Here is a 17,950-nt window from a genome sequence, read left to right as displayed (position 1 = left end):
GGGTCACCATGAGCAGGACGTAGTCGATCCCGAGCGCGATGCCGAGCATCGTAGCCAGGGCAGTGGACCAGTCGGGCACGTCGATCAGCGCGGCGACCAGGCCGGTCAGCATGGCACTCACGCCGAGACCCGATACCGCCACCAGCAACGGCAGTCCGGCAGCCACCACGGTGCCGAAGGTGACCAGCAGGATGAAGGCCGCCGCAACCAGAGCGATCCCCTCCGAGCCGATCTCGCCCTGCTCTGCCAGCTGGATCGACTGCCCTCCGAGTGCGATCTCGAGACCCGGCCGCTCGGCCTCCTCGGCCACGGTGAGCAGCCTCTCGCTGTCCTCCTCGGGCACGTTGGCGCCGTTCTCGTACGTCAGCCTGAGCTGGGTGGCGAGAGTTTGGCCGTCCTCGGAGATGCCGCCCGGCTCCGCGTACGGGTCGCCGGCAGCGGCGACGTGCGGAGCTTCGGCGAGCTCACCGAGAAGTGCGTCGACGTCAGTCTGGACGTCAGGAGCGGTGACGTCGTCGGCACGGACGACGACGTCGACCGTATCGCCGGCGAACGCGGGGAATCGGTCGCTGAGCAGATCTTGAGCCTGTTTGGAGTCCGAGCCGGGAGCCGAGTAGTCCGCCGCGAAGTCACCGGCGAAGGCGGTCGACAGCCCGAATGCCGCTGCGATCGCGACGATCCACGCGAGGATCACTCGGCCGCGACGGCGGAAGGCGAAGCCCGCCAGCCTGCCGAGCGGCCCAGGTCCGGGCGGGGAAACGGTCTTCCGTTCGTGTGTGGAGGTGGAGGTCGTCATGGTGATCCCTTGTAAGTGACGAGACGGACCGTGACGTGCATGATGCCAAATCACGTTGGTTATGCATCATTACTATTCGCCAGGCAGGTTCGGCTTGTCAAGGGCCTTCACTTCTGTAACGATGATTAACGGAACGTTCATCTGAGAACCGCCCCTCGACCGGAGTCGGCGGTTCCGGCACAGCTGTAAGGAGCTACGCGGCATGGATGCGACGCAGATGACAGACGACGTGGGTGGCAGTCCGGCACGGCCCACACGGCGTGAGCGCGCACGGGCCGCGACCATCGACGAGATCAAGGAGACGGCTCTGCGGATCATGCATGAGCAGGGCAGAACAGACCTGAAGTTTTCCGAGATCGCCCGCGAGATGGGCATGACCGCCCCGGCCCTGTACCGGTATTTCAACGACCGGGACGAGCTGCTGACCGCGATGATCGTCGATGCCTACGACGACCTCGGCAACAAGGTCGCGCAAGCACGCGAAGCCGTGGACCCCGACGACCTACCCGGCCGCTTCTACGCCGTCGCCGCCGCATACCGCGCATGGGCCAACCGTGAGCCGGAGCGCTTCGCCCTGATCTTCGGCCTGCCCCTGCCCGGCTACGTCGCTCCCGAAGAGGGACCCACCACGGAAGCCGCTCAACGCGCCATGATGCAGCTGAAGGCGATGTTTCTCGACGCCGGCCAGCGAGGCGAGCTCAGGTCGCCGATGATCACCCACGTCGACAAGGCGCTGCACAAGCCGGCGAAAGACGAGGACGAAGTCATGACCCCGGCCGGAGCGGGACCACTTCCACCGGAGTTCTTCCAGGCCTGCTTGACGTCCTGGTCGATGCTGCACGGCTTCATCTCCCTGGAGACCTACGGCCACTTCGGATTCATCGGCCCCGAGGGCAGCGACGCCCTATTCAACACAGTCGTGCAGCTGACCGCGCTGACCTCCGGTTATCCGTGGCCCGCCGACGGAGACAGCTGAGCAGCGTATGGCCCTCTACACTCCGATCACTGTCGATCACGATGTACGTGTAGAACCTGGACGGATCGTGGGAGTAATTTGTGCTCATGGGTTCGCATGTGGGATGGCACCCCGACGCTGCGGACTTCGTCATGCGCAGGCTCGACGAAGCCGAGGCGGTGACGCTCCAAGCCATCGCGGCGGGGGCGTCATTGGATGCGGGCGAGGGAGGGGAGGTCATCGTCCTCGGCACGGACTCCACCATCGTGCCCGATGAGGTCGAGCAGACGGCTCTCGCTCCCCTCGTCTGCAGCTGCGCACAAGACGGCTGGCACGTCTCCGAACGCGATCCGGCCCAGGTCCTCTTCCGGATCCACAATCGCCGGGAGATCACGCGCGATTGCATATCGCGCCGGGAAGCACCGGCCGCGCGGTTCACCGACGAACCGTTCCTGTACATCCTGGCCAGAGGCTGGAAAGACCACGCGGACTGGTACCACGGCTGGGGAGGGCACGACCCCGACGACGACCGCACCCCAGAGCCGCCGCCGGGGTCCGAGGGTTCCGAACCACCGGCGTTCGACGGCTGACGGACGGGCGTCGTTGTTCGACGCGATCAGCCCCCGTGGGCAGCCCGAATGATGCCATGGATGGAACTGCTGATCCGCTCGGCCGCCTGATCCGGATCGGGCTGGCCCAGGTCAAGCCAGGCAACCACGGCTTCCAGAGTGAAGGCCGGCACCACTCGCGCGGCCCAGTCACGCCAAGCACCATCCGGAATCGAATCGGCGAGGTGACGCCGGGCGACCTGCGTCGACCCGGACCGGATCGTGTCGATCACGTCACGGAACTCCGGCTCCCTGGCCGCGTGCAGGAAGAGAAGTTTGAATCCGTCCGGGTCCGCGGCGGCCGCCCGTAGGAGCGCAGGCAGGCTCGTCTCGTCGAAGCCGTCCGTCCCCACGGCATCCTCGAGTCGCGCACACGCTCGCTCCAGCACAGCGCGGTAGAGGTCGCTCTTCGAGGCGAAATGCCGGTAGAGGATCACGTGGGTGACACCGGCTTCGGCGGCCACCTCATCGAGTCCGGTAGCGGCGAATCCCCCACGACCGAAGGCACGGGTGGCCGAATCGATGATCTGCTGACGCCGCTCGGCGCGGGGCATCCGGCGAACACGCTCAGGCTGGCCCACCGGGTCCGGTCTCGCGGATTGTCCGTCATCTGCCATGGCATCAGCCTCCTCTTGTTTAAGCCAGACTATACAAGTAAGTTGTTTAAGTCATCTTGTACAAGACCAGTTGACTTTCGGAGGACCCATGGACGCCTTAGCGCAGCTGCCGTTCGAGCAGACACACCCGCTGCAGGTCGCACCACTGTTACGCCAACTGCAGTCGCACGGCCCGCTCCATCGTGTACGCACCGCGGTAGGCGACGAGGCGTGGCTGGTCACAGGTCATGCCGAAGTGCGACTGCTCCTCGACGATGACCGGCTCGGCCGCTCCCATCCCACGCCTGACACGGCCGCACGGACCGGCGAGTCGGCGATGTTCGGTGGCCCGCTGGGCAACTTCGACACCGAGCAGGCCGACCATGCACGCATGCGGTCTTTGCTGCAGCCCCTCTTCTCACCAAAGCACATGCGTGGCCTACGCCCCCGCGTCGAGGCGCTGACCACGCAGCTACTGGACCAGATGACCGAGCAGGGGTCTCCGGCAGACCTGCACGCGGCATTGGCGCTGCCACTGCCCGTCCTCGTGATCTGTGAACTGCTCGGCGTCCCTTACGAAGACCGCGACCAGTTCCGCTCCTGGACTCAGGACGCTGCCAACACACGCGACCGGGAGCGTTCCGAGCGAGGAATGGGCGAGCTCTTCCAGTACGGCATGAAGCTGGTCGCACAGAAACGACGAGACCCCGGCGACGACGTGATCTCGCGGTTGTGTGCCGTCGACGGAGTCTCCGACACCGAGGCTGCCGGGATGTCCATGGCACTGCTGTTCGCCGGACACGAGACCACCGTCGTCCAGATCGGCTTGGGAGCCTTGCTACTCCTCACCAATCTCGACCAATGGAATGCCGTGCTGGACGACACAAGCCTGATTCCGCACGCGGTCGAGGAAATGCTGCGGGCTCCGAGCAAAGGCGGCGGAGGAATCCCTCGCTACGCACGTACCGACCTGGACGTCGGCGGGGCCACCATCCAAGCGGGCGATCTCGTACTGCTGGATATCGGCGCGGCCAACCACGATCCGGCGGTCTTCCCCAACCCCGACAACGTTGACGTCACCCGCGTCGCCACGTCACATCTCACCTTCGGCCACGGAGCCCGGTACTGCATCGGCGCGCCGCTGGCGCGAATCGAGTTGCAAGTGGTGTTCTCCCAACTCGTGTCGCGGTTCCCCATCCTGCGGCTGGCGGTCGAGGTACCAGAGCTGACACTGCGCGACGATGTGTTGACCGGCGGCCTGGCCGAGCTCCCAGTGCGCTGGTGACAGGACCAGTCACGCGTTCTGTCTCGACGCAGCCGACACTCGCCTTCGGCCCGCGGCCACTCACCCATCCAGGTGGCGGGGAACTGCCAGTTCCTCGCTGGCGAACAGGCGAGTCAAGGCCAGCGGCTCGCCTTTGGAGCACGCATCGGCGACCTCGTCGATGAGCTGGTCGTAGTCGGGCCCCGTCTTGCCCTCATAGGCGTCGGTCATACGGCCCCATTCATCCCAGGGCAGCATTTCCCGCTTGCCGAGCGCAGCGAGATCGCGGATGGTGTTGCCGCTGATCTCTGCCGGCCCCCAGGCGTAATCGACACCGGCTACCCCGAACATCTGCCCGTCGACCAATCCTTGGCGGTATTGGAGCCATGCCTCACCCCCGGTGAGGAACTCGCCCGGCGCGAGGTCCTCAGTGCACTCGACATAGTGCTTGCCGAGGTGCTCGACGTCGACCCGCACCCAGCGGCGCTCATCGGCGTCCCAGAACTCGATGATCCAATGGTCGACGCCGCGCCCCTCCAGAAAGTAGGTTCCGAAGCCGCATCGGGCCCGTGAGGGAATGCCCCGCGCCCGCAGGAAAGCACAGGCGAGGGTGGCGAAGTGGCGGCATGTACCGATCACTCGTGCGTCAGTGGTTCGGGCCTGGTGCAACGGTGACGGATCGAGAGCGGTCAGTACGGCGATCAGCTCGCTGACCGGCCGGATGTTCTTCTCCGCGAGCCGGTCCTCGGCGATCCCCGACGCAGTAGCGTCCGCTGGCTGAATGACCAGGCTCTGCGCGGCGGCACAGATACCAATGGGATTGTCCGGCAGACCTTCGATCAGCTTGAGCTGCGTCACGTTCAGGCTCGTGAAGGGACCGGGCTGGGAGTAGTTGAGTACGTCATCCGCCATAGCCGGGCATGTTACGGGGCGGGCCTGACATCCGGCCCGGCACAGCCGCACTGAGGGTCCGCGACAGATGTATATGTGATCGTCCAGATCATGGTCGTCACGTGTGGTCACAAAACGAGAAAGTGGCTGGCCAGATCACTCTGACCAACCACTTCACCTTGGCGCGCCCCGAGGGATTCGAACCCCCAACCTTCTGATCCGTAGACGCAATCAGAACGTGACGGAACGTGACGGAAATGACGCGCCGTGACGTTCTCGCTGGTCAACGCCATCCGTGCGTGTCGGTCTGTGTCGGATCTGCCGCCGGAGTCCGGGCTGGAGTGATTCTGCCGGGCTCCCATCGGGCTCCCACGATGATCTTGACTGTCGCCTGGCTGGGGCTCAGTCGAACCGCTCCTCGATGAAGGGCTGATCGGACCTGCTGAGTGTGAACCGCTCGCTCACGCTGGTCTTGCCGTTGCCGAGGAACGCGATACCGCGGATCCTGGTCGTATGCAAATTGCCCCCGTGGTCTGCCCAGACCTGGAACAGGTGCGCAATCGGGACGGGAACGTGGAGCACGTCGCCAGGCGGCAAGGGTTTTGAGACGTCTGCGTACTGGTTAATGTCGCGATGACGGTAGGTGAAGCCCTCCGGGAACTGGATGCCGGCATCCTGGATGGACATCGCCGAGCGCCCCACGTTGCGGATGACCAGGGCGGCCACGGGAATGGGGTACTCCGTGGGGTCGACCTGGGCCAGCGCCTTCACGACGTTCTTCGGATCGCCAGTTACCGTGTATTGCCAGTCCTCGGACACGCCGCCCCATCGCAGCTCGACCTTGATCCGGGCGGACTGACGGACCCAGGTGATGATCTGCCAGGTGAGCGACAACACGCTCACTAGCAGGGAGAGTCCCGCAATCCTTAGCGCCCACTGTGCCGCGTCCATGGCTTCTACCCGTCGTCGCGCTCGTCCAGATAAGCCTCTAGCGCGGTCAGCACGAGCGCGGACATGGTGAGTCGTCTCGCCTTCGCGTATTGCTCGGCACGCTCCCAGAGGCGCACGTCGTCGTCCTTGACGTAGACGGCCTTCGCTATACCCATGCGAACCATCATGAAGCTCTATAAAGGCCTTCATAGGTCTTCGCATGTGGGTTACCATGAGCGACAACCTATCCAACCCAGGGCGCCCCGCCGGAGACCAACTCGGCAAGCTGCTCCACCCCACCACCACGGTCTCGAGCCGGACGAGACCGGCAAGCGGCGCACCGTCCGTCGTGGTGGCTTCGCCCGTCGCAAGGATGCGCAGGATGCACTGGACGAGATGAGAGGGAAGGCAACCAAGGGCGTCGACGTCAGCCGTAAGATCACGGTGGCTGAGTACCTCCGCGAATGGATCAAGGGCAAGACCGACATCCGCGACGCCACCAGAGTCAGCTACACCCACCACATCACTGCGCTGTGGATCCCGAAGGTCGGCCGGCACGAACTTAGCGCGATGCGCCGGACCCACGTTCAGGACGCCCTGGACTCACTCGACTTGGCGCCTGCGTCGGTTCAGCGCTTCCGGGCCACACTGCGAGCCGCACTCAACGACGCGGTGCGTGAAGGGCTGGTGTCGGTCAACGTGGCCGAGCTGGTCAAGCTCCCATCAGGGAAGCGTCCTAAGACCAGGGTGTGGCAGGACGCCCGCGTCCTTCAGTGGAGCGCCGAGTACGAGACCCGACTGGCTGCGGCCCGTAAGCGGGCTGCCAACGCGTCCGCATTCAAGGTGTGGCGCAACACGTCGGCGCGGCCGTCCGCCGTCATGGTGTGGACTCCTGCCCAGGTGGGCCGGTACTTCGATCACGTCGCCCAGCATCGTCTCTATGCGTTGTTTCACTTGATCGCACTTCGTGGCTTGAGGCGTGGCGAAGCATGCGGACTCCGCCGCGAGGACGTCGATCTGCAGGCCGGCCTGATATCGGCGCAATGGCAGGTCAGCAAGCCTGGAGGAAAGATCACTCCCGGTCCGGTGAAGACCGACGCGTCCGATGCCACGGTGGCGCTGGATGCCGGCACGGTGGAAGTGCTGCGGGCGCACCTGCAAGCGCATGGCCAGGAGCGGACTCAATGGGCAGCGCGTGGACGGAGACGCCGTACGTGTTCACCCGCGAGGACGGCTCGATCCTTGACCCGGAGCAGGTCTCAGACACGTTCGAACGGCTCTCTTTCGAGGCCGGTTGCCGCCGATCAGGCTGCACGATCTGCGTCACATTCAGGCTCGTGAAGGGACCGGGCTGGGAGTAATTGAGTACGTCATCCGCCATAGCCGGGCATGTTACGGGGCGAGCCTGACATCCGGCCCGGCGCAGCCGCACTGAGGGTCCGCGACAGATGTGTATGTGATCGTCCAGATCATGGTCGTCGCGTGTGGTCACAAAACGAGAAAGTGGCCGGTCAGATCGCTCTGACCAGCCACTTCGCTTTGGCGCGCCCCGAGGGATTCGAACCCCCAACCTTCTGATCCGTAGTCAGATGCTCTATCCGTTGAGCTAGGGGCGCCTAATTGCCGGACCGAGGAACGAGTGTACCGGGCGAAGCCCGCGAAGATGAAATCGGCGCTACCTCGGGCCTCACGGACCCACTCCTCGGCTCTTCGGCACGATCGGGACGATCATGCGATCTGGTACGGACCAACAAATCTTCTTGGTCCGTTGAGGTCCGAACCAATGTCCGTTTTGCGTGGATTTAAGACATGGTTTGTGAAACTCTTCACCCTTGATGGCATTCCACGAGATGAGATAAGCCCATACGGTCGGGGTAATCCACCGGACGACGACCCGTTCCAGAAGGGCCTGGCTCGGGCGACGTTCGCGTACCCGCCGCCAGACTCCGCCTCACAGGACGTCGCAAGAGAGGGTGAGCCGACCACCATGACAGCAATCGTCGACCAACACACCGCCTACGACTTCGACGACGCCCCGACCTCGCATCCCCGCCTGCTCGCGTGGGTGCGGGAGGTCGCCGAACTGACCCAGCCGGACCGGATCCACTGGTGCGACGGTTCCGACGCCGAGTGGAACGTGCTCACCGACGAGCTCGTCGACGCCGGAACCCTCGTCCGTCTCGAGAAGAAGCCCAACTCGTTCTGGGCACGCACCGACCCCAGCGACGTCGCCCGGGTCGAGGAGCGTACGTTCATCTGCTCTGTCGACGAGGCCGACGCCGGCCCTACCAACAACTGGCGCGATCCGGCCGAGATGAAGGCCGAGATGACCAAGCTGTACCGCGGCTGTATGCGCGGGCGAACCATGTACGTCATCCCGTTCTGCATGGGCCCGGTCGACTCGCCCAACCCCATGTTCGGCGTCGAGCTCACCGACTCCGGATACGTCGTGGCCTCCATGCGGATCATGGCTCGCATGGGGGCCCGCATCCTCGAAGCGATGGGGACCACAGCTGACTTCGTGCCCTGTCTGCACTCCGTGGGCGCACCGCTCGAGCCTGGTCAGCAGGATGTCCCGTGGCCGTGCAACCAGACGAAGTACATCACGCAGTTCCCCGAGGAACGCATGATCTGGTCGTACGGCTCCGGCTACGGTGGCAACTCTCTGCTCGGAAAGAAGTGCTACTCGCTGCGGATCGCCAGCGCCATGGCCCGCGACGAAGGCTGGCTCGCCGAGCACATGCTCATCCTGAAGCTCACGTCACCGCAGGGCGTCGTCCGCTACATCGCCGCCGCGTTCCCGTCGGCATGCGGCAAGACCAACCTGGCCATGCTGGAACCGACCATCCCAGGCTGGAAGGTCGAAACGCTGGGTGACGACATCGCCTGGATGCGTTTCGGCGACGATGGCCGGCTCTACGCCCTCAACCCCGAGTACGGCCTTTTCGGAGTCGCCCCAGGCACCGGCTGGGACACCAACCCGAACGCGATGCGCACCATCGCGCAAGGTAACAGCGTCTTCACCAACGTCGCTCTCACAGATGACGGCGATATCTGGTGGGAGGGCATGACCGACGAAGCTCCCGCGCACCTGACCGATTGGAAGGGACGCGACTGGACTCCGCACTCCGATGAACCGTCCTCGCATCCGAACTCCCGATTCTGCACACCCATTACGCAATGCCCCATCATCGCTGATGAGTACGACGACCCACGAGGCGTCCCGATCTCGGCGATCCTGTTCGGCGGACGCCGGGCGACGACGATCCCACTCGTCACAGAATCGCGGGACTGGACCCACGGCGTCTTCATGGGTGCCACGCTCTCGTCCGAGACGACCGCCGCGGCGGCAGGCAAGGTGGGCGTCGTCCGTCGTGACCCGATGGCGATGCTGCCGTTCATCGGCTACAACGGCGGAGACTACTTCGGGCATTGGATCTCAGTCGGCAAGGAAGCCGACGCCGCCAAGGTCCCGAAGATCTTCTACGTCAACTGGTTCCGGCGGGACGAGGAGGGCAGCTTCATCTGGCCCGGCTTCGGCGAGAACGGCCGCGTTCTCAAGTGGGTGATCGAGCGGCTCGAGGGTATGGCGTCCGCGGTCGAGACGCCGATCGGCCATGTCCCCACGCCCGAGTCCCTGGACATCGACGGGCTGTCCCTGACCCGGGAGCAGCTGGAGGCATGCCTCGAGGTCGACCCCGACGAATGGCGCAATGAGGTGCCCGGGATCAAGGAATGGTTCGACAAGTTCGGCGACAAGCTGCCCACCCTCCTCCGGGCGGAGCTCGACGGCCTGAAGGCCCGGCTGGGCATGGACTGACACGCACGTGTGGCCTCACCCAGGTGAAAGGTGCCGTCCCGGTAGCCCGGGGCGGCACCTTTGTGTTGGCAAAGCTGCTGAGTCAGCAGGCGGACTCGGTCTCGACCGGCTCGTCTCCCGCCGGCTCGTCCTCTCCGTCTTCGGCCGTCTCATCGCCGTCATCGGTGCCGTCGGAGGGAAAATCCTCGGCCGCGCTCACAACCTCGGAGTCAGTCGTGTCGGAGTCGCTGGTGCTGGACGCCGCATGATTGTCTTCCGTGTCGGTCTCTGACGCGTCCGCTTCGTCCGACGGGTCGGCGCGCGACGTGTCCTCCTCGGGCTGGTCCTGCGAGCCGTCGCTCTCGCCGGCGGGCTCGAGGATCTCGTCTATGCGCTCATGGACCTGGTCATAGTCCGGGTTCGACGACGTCGTCCCCATCTCTGAGAAGAAGTCATTGTCGAGCGTCAGACTCTCCATGGTGCCGCCCTGTACATCCATCAGCAGGTCGATCAGCGCCGGGAAGAGATCGTCCGGCACGTCGGTCTCCACCGTGTCCGCCGTCGCCGAGGCCAAGCTCTGGTACTGGGTGACCAGCGTCCTCGGGTCCGCCTCATCGACGATCGCGTTGATCACGCACTGCTGGCGCGCCATCCGGTCGTAGTCGTCGGATCCGCACCTCGAGCGCGCGAACCACAGCGCGTCATCGCCGTTGAGCTCTTGGTTGTCGCCGGCTTGGACATAACCGCGCGGCGTGGTGCACCCACCGCCGGGAAGCTCCTTGTTACCGATCGGGATGTCGCGCGGAACATCGAGAGTGACGCCTCCGAGAGCGTCCACGATGTACGCGAAGCCCTCCAGGTTGACCATCATGAAGTAGTCGATGTCGATGCCCAGCGCGCCTTCGACGGCCCACTTGGTGGCGTCCGCTCCCGGGTTGCCCACACCTTCGAAGACCTCGGGATGCGTCGCCGGGACGTTGCGGAATACCGCATTGATCATCCACTCACCGGGATCGTCACCAGCAGGGCCGTTCCATCCGTCAGGGTAGATCTCGGAGAGCGGGCTCTCGTCTGGGTACGGGAAGCCCTGGAGGTTGCGAGGGATGGAGATCGTCGTCGTGTCGCCCGTCTGCGTGTCGATACTGGCGACGATCTGGGTGTCCGGGCGGACGCCCTCGCGGCCGTCTCCCGCGTCGCTGCCGAGGAGAAGGACGTTCAAGCGCGGTTTGTCCGCCCACGGATCACGCTTGTCCTCGATATGCGGCGTCGTATGGCTCTCGCCACTTGAGGAGATGGCGCCGATCAGGTCACGCTGGGTGAACGCGTTCTTGGCGGTGACCGCCAATGGTGAGACGACCAGTGATGTCGCCGCGACCACCACCAGGGCACCGGCAAGGCGCTTACCTGCCGGCAGCCCTTCGGGTTCAAGGAGGCGGTGGCTGGTCAGCGCGACGATCAGCCAGAGCGCCGCGGCCCCGGCGAGCGCAACGCCGACCGTCAGCAACATCTGACGATCACCGCTGTAAGATAGAAGCCGCCGGTGAGGGACCAGGATCACCACGGCGAGCGCTATTGCCGCGACCAAGCCGAGCATCACCAGAAGGAAGGTCCCGAGGCGTCGCTTGCCCGCAGCGATCAAACCGGTTCCGGGCACAAGGGAGCCCAACGCGGCGAAGCCGAGGAACCGGCCGTAGCGTTGCTTCTTCTGCCTCCGGCGCGTCGCAAGTCGAGCGCTACGAGCCCCGTCTCGGGTCCTCGCTCTGCTCACGACTCCAGCCTTCCGTTGACGATCATTCGGCCGCGAGCCAGTCTAAGGGGTATAGGCTTTCTTGGCGCTGCGACCCGTCGAACTTCACTTGTACGACGCACAACTCGGTGACAAGGTTGCAGAATGTGAGGTAAATCAACAACTTCACTGGCGTGTCTCGCCAGTCCAGTCACCTCGCCCCCTCCATGATCTGCTGCACCTCAGCGTCGCTGACCTGGGTGAAGTCGAGAAACCACTCGCCGACTGCAGCGAAGTTCACAGGCCCGTGGAGCACCACAAGTGTGTCGACGTGAGACGCAAGCCGGTTCACCGTCTCGCGCGGCGCGACGGGGACCGCGAGCATGACGAGTGCGGGTGGTGGATCCATATTCCGGAGCAGCTGAACCGCGGCGAGTGTCGTCGCGCCGGTGGCGATCCCGTCATCGACGACGATCGCTCGCCGGCCACCGACCGCGACAGCGGGGCGGCCCGCCCTGAACCATTGCTCCCGCTCACCGGCCTCACGCTCCGCCGTGGCGAACGCCGCTTCCATGTCGTGTTCGCTGAGGTGCGCCTGCCGGAAGACCTCGGCGTTGTGCACTCGGACGCCCGACGCGGTGACCGCGCCCAAAGCGAGCTCCCGATGCCAGGGAACTCCGACCTTACGGACCACGAGCACGTCCAGGTCCGCGCCCAAGGCGGTGGCCACTTCCGACGCCACGACCACACCTCCGCGTGGCAGCCCGAGCACCACCGGTACGAGCTCCCGGCCGCCGGGTGCCGCGAGTGCGCCCCGGACCGCCTCGGCCAGCTCGCGACCGGCGTCAGCTCGGTCTCGCCATGGCCCTCGGGTGAGGTTCATACTTCGACTTTGCCCTCTCATGGGCTGTACGGGTACCCTTGCCAAGCCGCAGGTTTTCCTCGGTGTGGAGGCGTCGCCTAGTCCGGTTTATGGCGCCCGCCTGCTAAGCGGGTTGAGGTTCACCCCTCTCGCGGGTTCAAATCCCGCCGCCTCCGCCACAACCAGCACCGGCGCTGGGCCGGTCTGGTAACGAGATCGGCCCAGCTCGCGGCTGGTCTCAGCTGCGGTTTCGCATGGTCTGGTATATCGGCAACGGTCTACAGGTACGTCTCGAGAACGGCGAGCTCGTCACGCTCGGTTCTCGCTCGATCGTTCTGACCGGTTTCCTGGTACGTGGCGATCACACGTTTACGACGTTCGGCCTCGCCGCTCAGAACCTCGAGGATCTCGTCGTCGCTGAGATCTCTGGCCACCGGGTTCTCGACAGTGGCATCGCGTGCCTCCGCCGAGTGGATCAGCCCCATGATGATGCGAAGTGTGCGCTTGCGAACGTCGTCGCGGGCGCGTACGGAGGCGGTGAGCTCACGCTGCAAAGTCTCTTTGATATTGGTCGTCACCCACCGAGAGTCTCAAGGAGCGACGACGATCCGCGACATGTTTTCTCCCGCCGACGGCGCCACGAACACGACTTCGATACCGGCAGACCGTCCGGGTCAGCTATCGACCTGATGGGCTTCAGCGGTCCCGAGAGGCGTGTACCCCCGGTGCCGGTTGAGCCGCGAACGCAGCTCGCGGGCAAGTTCCCGCGGGTCGACGTCCAAGGCCGCGGTACGGATCAGGCTCTGCTTGCTACCGGCGACGTCAACGGACACCACCGAGCCGTCCGTCTGGACTTTCCGGACATCACGCCACGCCACTTTGCGAACCCCAGCGCCAGGTCCGGTGGCGTTGACGAAGCCGTCGTCGTCCAGCACCAGGCGGCCACGCAGGCCGGCCACCCTGACGAGTCCGGTGGCGAAGAAGACGAGTGAGACGGCGGCGAACACCGCCAACCCTGCCCACGACATCGCGCCCAGCGCACCATCGGGGTCGGCCGCCCCGACGAGGGTCGCGCCGATCACCGACAAGCCCAGCCCGGCGGCGCCGAACCCGAACCCGCGCACGCCGAGCGCAGCCGGAGCACGATACACGGTACGAGTCACATCATCAGTGTCACATGCAGCCAGCACATGCCACCAAACCGGCTACCGGGTGGTGCCGTTCTCCGTCCGCCCCGCCTGTGCGAGATCCGACGTCACCAGGCGGCACAACGGACAGGTGTCCAGACCGTTGCGCCAGGCCCAGCCGTTCAGACCGGCTCTGAGCTCCTGTGCCGCGGCCCCAACGGCTCCGATATCGCCACATCGGTCACACACGATCGCGACCTGCGCACTCATCGACTCCCCCGGGTTCTGATCCGGCCCCTCAGCCGAGCCCGACCACGCGCACGTCAGCCGCGCGAAACCGGACGTTGTGGAACGAAACTGCCAGGTACAAGCATGCCCCGAGAGCAGCGTGCCCGCCAGTCGTTTCGCACATTGTAAGGATCATGGTGCGCGCCACGTGCTTCGATCGAACCAAGCGCGTCGGGGGTGAATGAACGCCCCCGACGCGCTCCGACAACGCGACGAAGCGGACATGCCCATGACGGCAGAGCAACTCCGAGGGCACGAGGCACCGGTAACCTCACGGCTCAGCGGCTGGATTCTCGCCGCGACCCGCGTCGGGGTGGCCTTGCTGTGGATCGACAACACATCCTGGAAACAGCCGCCCGACTTCGGTGAAGGCGATCCACCACGCACCCTCTACCGCTGGACGCTCCAAGCGGTCGAACACGAGGTGCTGGCCCCATACGCGTGGTTCGTCGACAACGTGGTCCTACCGAACTTCACGTTCTTCGGCTGGCTCGTGTTGATCATCGAAGCCTCGCTCGGAGCCTTCCTCCTCGTCGGGCTGGCCACGCGGGCGTGGGCGGTCGTCGGCATGGGCCAGAGCATCGTCATCTCGCTCTCCACCCTCAACGCGCCCCACGAGTGGTACTGGGCGTACCTGCTGATGTTCCTGGCCCACGCGATGCTCTTCGCCACCGCGGCCGGTCGGTACGGCGGACTCGACGGTGTGCTGCGGCCCGTCTGGCGCAGTCGCGACACCGCCGTGGCCCGGATACTGGAGCGGGTGTCATGACCCCGCGCGTCCCGACCGCACCGGATCCGATCGACCGTGCCTGCGTTGTTCTGGGAGCCGCGTCGATCCTCAGCGTGGTCTTCGTCGCAGAGGCACTGGACGAGTTCCGATTCATCAGGATCGGCGGCGCCTCTGTCGCGATCGCCGTCGGAGTCGGCCTACTCGCCTGCCTCGCCGGATGGCTCCGCCGCCGTGGTCTGGCCGTCGTCGCCGGCTTGGCGTTCCTCGCCACAGCCGTCGTGCAGGTGGTCTCGACGGCTACAGGTAACGACTGGCTGAGCAGCAACATGAGCACCGCCTCGTTCTGGCTCGGACTCGGTGCCGGACTCGTCGCCGTCGGTTCGACGCCACGTGCAAGCAACGAACCCCATCCGGAAGGAAGTAGATGACTCTCACCGACGAACACCTTGACGACGCCCTGGCGCCGGTCCTCGACGCCGCGCGTGCCGCGGCGCCCGACGTCGACGCCACCGGCCGGTTTCCGGAGGAAGCCGTCACGGCTCTTCGCGGAAGCGGACTGCTCGGGCTCACCCTTCCCGCCGACGTCGGCGGCATGGGTGGCGGCCCGCAGGCTCTGGCCCGTGCCCTGGCGCACGTCGCGTCCGCCTGCGGATCCACCGCCATGATCTATCTCATGCACGTCAGTGCCGCGATGACGGTCGCGGCGGCTCCCCCGCCTGGCCATCCGAAGCTGCTCGGGCAGATGGCCGACGGAACGACGCTCGGCACCCTGGCCTTCTCCGAGCCGGGCTCGCGGTCTCATTTCTGGGCGCCGACGTCCCAAGGGCAAGCATCGAACGGCACCGCCGACGCGGTGACACTGGATGCCAAGAAGAGCTTCGTCACCTCGGCCGGCCACGCCGACGTCTACGTCACCTCGACGTTGGCCCCGCCCGAGAACGCGGCCGGGGAATCGGCAGTCGACATCTACGCCGTCCCTGCCGGGCGCGACGGCGTCTCGGTGGCAGGCCCGTGGCGCGGACTCGGCCTACGCGGCAACGCGTCGTCGCCCATGACCTTCCAGCTCGATGTGAGCGGCGACGACCGGATCGGGCCGTCCGGCGGCGGTTTCCAGCTGCTGCTGGATGCGGTGATGCCGTGGTTCAACCTGGGCAACGCGGCCGTCTCGGTGGGCCTCTCGCAGGCCGCCGTGGACGCGGCCGTCGCCCACGCGTCCGGTTCCAGGCTGGAGCATCTCGGCGAGTCGCTGGCGCAGCTCCCCACGATCCGGGCGCAGCTGTCCCGGATGTCCCTTGATGTGACCGCCACCCGCTCCTACGTCGACACCGCGGCCCGCAGCCTGGCCTCCCCGGACGACGGAACCATGCTGCACGTCCTCGGTGTGAAGGCATTCGCGAACGACGCGGCGTTGCGCATCACCGACGCCGCGATGCGCGTCTGCGGTGGTGCGGCGTTCTCGCACCACCTGCAGCTGGAGCGGTACTTCCGCGACGCCCGGGCCGGGCATGTGATGGCACCGACCGCCGACGTCCTGTACGACTTCTACGGCAAGGCGATCACCGGCCTGCCGCTGTTCGAGTGAGGTGGCTGCGATGACAAAATCCGTGCTGGTAGGCGCTGTCGCCTACACGACCAACGTCGTTCCGATCTGGGAAGGCATCCGAGACTACTTCGCGGACAGCCCGGTCGAGACGGACTTCGTCCTGTTCTCCAACTACGGCCGTCAGGTGGATGCTCTACTCGACGGCACCATCGACATCGCCTGGAACACGAACCTGGCCTGGGTCCGGACCGTGCTTCAGACCGACGGGCGCTGCCAGGCGCTGGCCATGCGCGATGTCGACCTGGACTTCCGCACGGTATTCGCCACGCGCGCCGGAGCGGGGCTCAATGATCTCGCCGATCTGCGCGGGCGCCGGGTGGCGCTCGGCTCCCGCGACTCGGCCCAGGCGGCGATCCTGCCGGTTCAGTACCTGCGGGACGCGGGCCTGGGATCCGACGACGTGGAGCTGATCCGTCTCGACTCCGACCTGGGCAAGCACGGCGACACCGGGCGCAGCGAGCTGGATGCGATCCGGGCGCTCCTGGATGAGGAAGCCGACGCCGTCGCGCTCGGCATCAACACGTGGGAGGCGATCGGCCAGGACGAGCTGATGCCGGACGCGCTCGCCGAGCTCTGGCGATCCCCCGAGTACTGCCACTGCAACTTCACCGCGCTGGACACCCTTCCCGACGAGGTACGCGAGCCCTGGGTGAGTCATTTGCTGGCGATGTCCTGGGACGACCCGAGACACCGCACGATCATGGAACTGGAAGGGCTGCGCCGGGAGTGGGTGCTGCCGAACCTGGAGGGATACACGTCGCTGTTCCGAGCCGTCGAAGAGCAAAGGATCCCGGCCCGATGGTAGGCAACCCGAGGGTCGTTCTGGACCTGGTCGACCGGATGAGCACGGCGACAGTCGGCGAGCGGGTGCAGGTGCCGATCGCCGGCGGTGACGCCGATGTGGTCGCACGCTGGTGCGAGCTTGCCGGCCACCGGCTGCTCTCCGCCGGCGACGGCGTCGCCGTGATCATGCGCGGACCGGTCCCAGACGACGAGGCTGTGCTCGCCGAGCTCCCGGCGGATCGCAGACCGGGCACCCGGCTCTGGATCTACACGAACTTCGACTGCAACCTCGCGTGCGACTACTGCTGCGCTCGTTCATCGCCGCAGACTCAGCGGCGCGCCATCGGGCCGGAACGGATCCGCAGACTGGTCGCGCAGGGAGCGGAGCATGGCGTGAGCGAGGTCTACCTCACCGGGGGTGAGCCGTTCCTGCTGCTCGAGCTGGACGAGATCGTCAGTGACTGTGTCGCCCGGCTCCCGACGACGGTGCTCACCAACGGCATGCTCTTCCGCGGCAGGCGCCTTCGCATGCTGCAGGCGATGCCACGGGACGGGCTCGCGTTGCAGATCAGCCTCGACTCGGCGACGCCGGATCTGCACGACCTGCACCGCGGTTCCGGTAGCTGGCAACGCGCGATGGAAGGCATCTGCACCGCCCTGGACGAGAGGTTCCGGGTGCGGGTCGCCGCGACCGTGGCGGGCGGTGACGCGGGCGCGGAACAGATGGCGGCCTTCCACGAGCTTCTGGACGGCCTCGGCATCGATCGCGCGGATCAGATCATCCGTCCGCTCGCCCAGCGGGGCTTCGCCGACGACGGTATCGCGCTCACCGTCGAGTCACTCGTGCCGGAGGTGACCGTGACAGCAGAGGGCGTGTACTGGCATCCGGTCGCGGCGGACCATGAGGACCAGCTCGTCACCCGTGAGTTGTTCCCGTTGGGCGATGCGATCGATGAGGTACAACGACGCTTCGCCGCCTACCGGCGGGAAAC

Annotated in this window: 20 protein-coding genes and 2 tRNA genes; 11 read left to right on the top strand and 11 right to left on the bottom strand. The window is 65.9% G+C overall.

What is annotated here, in order from left to right; translation table 11 throughout:
* Positions 1 to 796 (bottom strand): MMPL family transporter (locus ELR45_RS35195; protein ID WP_165367764.1); only part of this gene is annotated, 796 nt, incomplete at its 3' end.
* 202 nt (positions 797 to 998) lie between these two features.
* Between ELR45_RS35195 and ELR45_RS13960 the strand changes: the two genes are divergently transcribed.
* Together ELR45_RS13960 and ELR45_RS13955 are read left to right on the top strand one after the other, a co-directional pair.
* Positions 999 to 1,772, top strand: a complete 774-nt coding sequence (locus tag ELR45_RS13960; protein WP_129666941.1) for a TetR/AcrR family transcriptional regulator — start codon at positions 999 to 1,001, stop codon at positions 1,770 to 1,772.
* Between the two features lie 86 nt (positions 1,773 to 1,858).
* Positions 1,859 to 2,341, top strand: a complete 483-nt coding sequence (locus ELR45_RS13955) for a DUF6221 family protein (protein WP_129666939.1) — start codon at positions 1,859 to 1,861, stop codon at positions 2,339 to 2,341.
* A gap of 26 nt (positions 2,342 to 2,367) precedes the next feature.
* Here the strand turns inward: ELR45_RS13955 and ELR45_RS13950 are convergent, their stop codons facing one another.
* On the bottom strand, positions 2,368 to 2,976 hold the full coding sequence (locus tag ELR45_RS13950) for a TetR/AcrR family transcriptional regulator (RefSeq protein ID WP_129666937.1): 609 nt from the start codon (positions 2,974 to 2,976) through the stop codon (positions 2,368 to 2,370).
* Positions 2,977 to 3,064: 88 nt separating this feature from the next.
* On the opposite strand from ELR45_RS13950, the gene ELR45_RS13945 reads away from it, so the two are divergent.
* Complete coding sequence (locus tag ELR45_RS13945) at positions 3,065 to 4,240, top strand: cytochrome P450 (protein WP_129666935.1); 1,176 nt, start codon at positions 3,065 to 3,067, stop codon at positions 4,238 to 4,240.
* 60 nt (positions 4,241 to 4,300) lie between these two features.
* Here ELR45_RS13945 and ELR45_RS13940 read toward each other — a convergent pair whose 3' ends face one another.
* The 3 genes from ELR45_RS13940 to ELR45_RS35190 all read right to left on the bottom strand — a co-directional run bounded on the left by ELR45_RS13940 (position 4,301) and on the right by ELR45_RS35190 (position 6,216).
* A complete protein-coding gene (locus ELR45_RS13940) occupies positions 4,301 to 5,131 on the bottom strand; it encodes a transglutaminase-like domain-containing protein (protein ID WP_129666933.1) in 831 nt (276 codons plus the stop codon).
* A 381-nt stretch (positions 5,132 to 5,512) separates the two neighbouring features.
* Positions 5,513 to 6,061 carry a hypothetical protein gene (locus ELR45_RS13935; RefSeq protein WP_129666931.1) on the bottom strand — a complete coding sequence of 183 codons (549 nt, stop codon included), beginning with the start codon at positions 6,059 to 6,061 and terminating at the stop codon, positions 5,513 to 5,515.
* A 5-nt stretch (positions 6,062 to 6,066) separates the two neighbouring features.
* Entirely contained in the window at positions 6,067 to 6,216 is a 150-nt protein-coding gene (locus ELR45_RS35190) for a hypothetical protein (protein ID WP_165367763.1), read from the bottom strand.
* Between ELR45_RS35190 and ELR45_RS13930 the strand changes: the two genes are divergently transcribed.
* A complete protein-coding gene (locus tag ELR45_RS13930; RefSeq protein ID WP_129666929.1) occupies positions 6,215 to 7,381 on the top strand; it encodes an Arm DNA-binding domain-containing protein in 1,167 nt (388 codons plus the stop codon). The genes ELR45_RS35190 and ELR45_RS13930 overlap by 2 nt on opposite strands.
* A 199-nt stretch (positions 7,382 to 7,580) precedes the next feature.
* On the opposite strand, the gene ELR45_RS13925 is transcribed toward ELR45_RS13930, so the two are convergent.
* A tRNA-Arg gene (locus ELR45_RS13925) sits at positions 7,581 to 7,656 on the bottom strand.
* A 371-nt stretch (positions 7,657 to 8,027) separates the two neighbouring features.
* Between ELR45_RS13925 and ELR45_RS13920 the strand changes: the two genes are divergently transcribed.
* The gene (locus ELR45_RS13920) at positions 8,028 to 9,860 is read left to right on the top strand and encodes a phosphoenolpyruvate carboxykinase (GTP) (protein ID WP_129666927.1); all 1,833 of its coding nucleotides are present in this window, start codon (positions 8,028 to 8,030) and stop codon (positions 9,858 to 9,860) included.
* A gap of 82 nt (positions 9,861 to 9,942) precedes the next feature.
* Here ELR45_RS13920 and ELR45_RS13915 read toward each other — a convergent pair whose 3' ends face one another.
* On the bottom strand, positions 9,943 to 11,607 hold the full coding sequence (locus tag ELR45_RS13915; RefSeq protein ID WP_129666925.1) for an LCP family protein: 1,665 nt from the start codon (positions 11,605 to 11,607) through the stop codon (positions 9,943 to 9,945).
* 169 nt (positions 11,608 to 11,776) lie between these two features.
* Positions 11,777 to 12,448, bottom strand: coding sequence for a phosphoribosyltransferase (locus ELR45_RS13910; RefSeq protein WP_165367762.1), 672 nt, complete (start codon positions 12,446 to 12,448; stop codon positions 11,777 to 11,779).
* Between the two features lie 66 nt (positions 12,449 to 12,514).
* Here ELR45_RS13910 and ELR45_RS13905 point away from each other — a divergent pair.
* A tRNA-Ser gene (locus tag ELR45_RS13905) sits at positions 12,515 to 12,606 on the top strand.
* Between the two features lie 99 nt (positions 12,607 to 12,705).
* Here ELR45_RS13905 and ELR45_RS13900 read toward each other — a convergent pair.
* The 3 genes from ELR45_RS13900 to ELR45_RS13890 all read right to left on the bottom strand — a co-directional run bounded on the left by ELR45_RS13900 (position 12,706) and on the right by ELR45_RS13890 (position 13,824).
* A complete protein-coding gene (locus ELR45_RS13900) occupies positions 12,706 to 13,005 on the bottom strand; it encodes a GatB/YqeY domain-containing protein (RefSeq protein WP_129666921.1) in 300 nt (99 codons plus the stop codon).
* A gap of 96 nt (positions 13,006 to 13,101) precedes the next feature.
* Positions 13,102 to 13,590: a hypothetical protein gene (locus ELR45_RS13895; protein ID WP_129666919.1), complete on the bottom strand. Its 489-nt coding sequence runs from the start codon at positions 13,588 to 13,590 to the stop codon at positions 13,102 to 13,104.
* 42 nt (positions 13,591 to 13,632) lie between these two features.
* Entirely contained in the window at positions 13,633 to 13,824 is a 192-nt protein-coding gene (locus tag ELR45_RS13890) for a hypothetical protein (protein ID WP_129666917.1), read from the bottom strand.
* 247 nt (positions 13,825 to 14,071) lie between these two features.
* Here ELR45_RS13890 and ELR45_RS13885 point away from each other — a divergent pair, with 247 nt between their 5' ends.
* From ELR45_RS13885 to ELR45_RS13865, 5 genes are all read left to right on the top strand, one after another.
* Positions 14,072 to 14,611, top strand: a complete 540-nt coding sequence (locus ELR45_RS13885; protein WP_129666915.1) for a TQO small subunit DoxD — start codon at positions 14,072 to 14,074, stop codon at positions 14,609 to 14,611.
* Positions 14,608 to 15,000 carry an Rv1678 family membrane protein gene (locus tag ELR45_RS13880; RefSeq protein WP_129666913.1) on the top strand — a complete coding sequence of 131 codons (393 nt, stop codon included), beginning with the start codon at positions 14,608 to 14,610 and terminating at the stop codon, positions 14,998 to 15,000. Before ELR45_RS13885 ends, ELR45_RS13880 begins: the two co-directional genes overlap by 4 nt.
* Complete coding sequence (gene fadE16, locus ELR45_RS13875; RefSeq protein WP_129666911.1) at positions 14,997 to 16,154, top strand: Rv1679 family acyl-CoA dehydrogenase; 1,158 nt, start codon at positions 14,997 to 14,999, stop codon at positions 16,152 to 16,154. Before ELR45_RS13880 ends, fadE16 begins: the two co-directional genes overlap by 4 nt.
* A 10-nt stretch (positions 16,155 to 16,164) precedes the next feature.
* Positions 16,165 to 16,980 carry an Rv1680 family SBP-like protein gene (locus ELR45_RS13870; RefSeq protein ID WP_129666909.1) on the top strand — a complete coding sequence of 272 codons (816 nt, stop codon included), beginning with the start codon at positions 16,165 to 16,167 and terminating at the stop codon, positions 16,978 to 16,980.
* Positions 16,974 to 17,950, top strand: a 977-nt coding sequence (locus ELR45_RS13865) for an Rv1681 family radical SAM protein (protein WP_165367761.1), incomplete at its 3' end; no start/stop codon positions are given. The genes ELR45_RS13870 and ELR45_RS13865, both read left to right, overlap by 7 nt.

The organism is Phytoactinopolyspora endophytica (genome assembly GCF_004138495.1).
GTDB classification, from domain to species: domain Bacteria; phylum Actinomycetota; class Actinomycetes; order Jiangellales; family Jiangellaceae; genus Phytoactinopolyspora; species Phytoactinopolyspora endophytica.
This window is presented reverse-complemented; position numbering and strand designations above follow the sequence as displayed.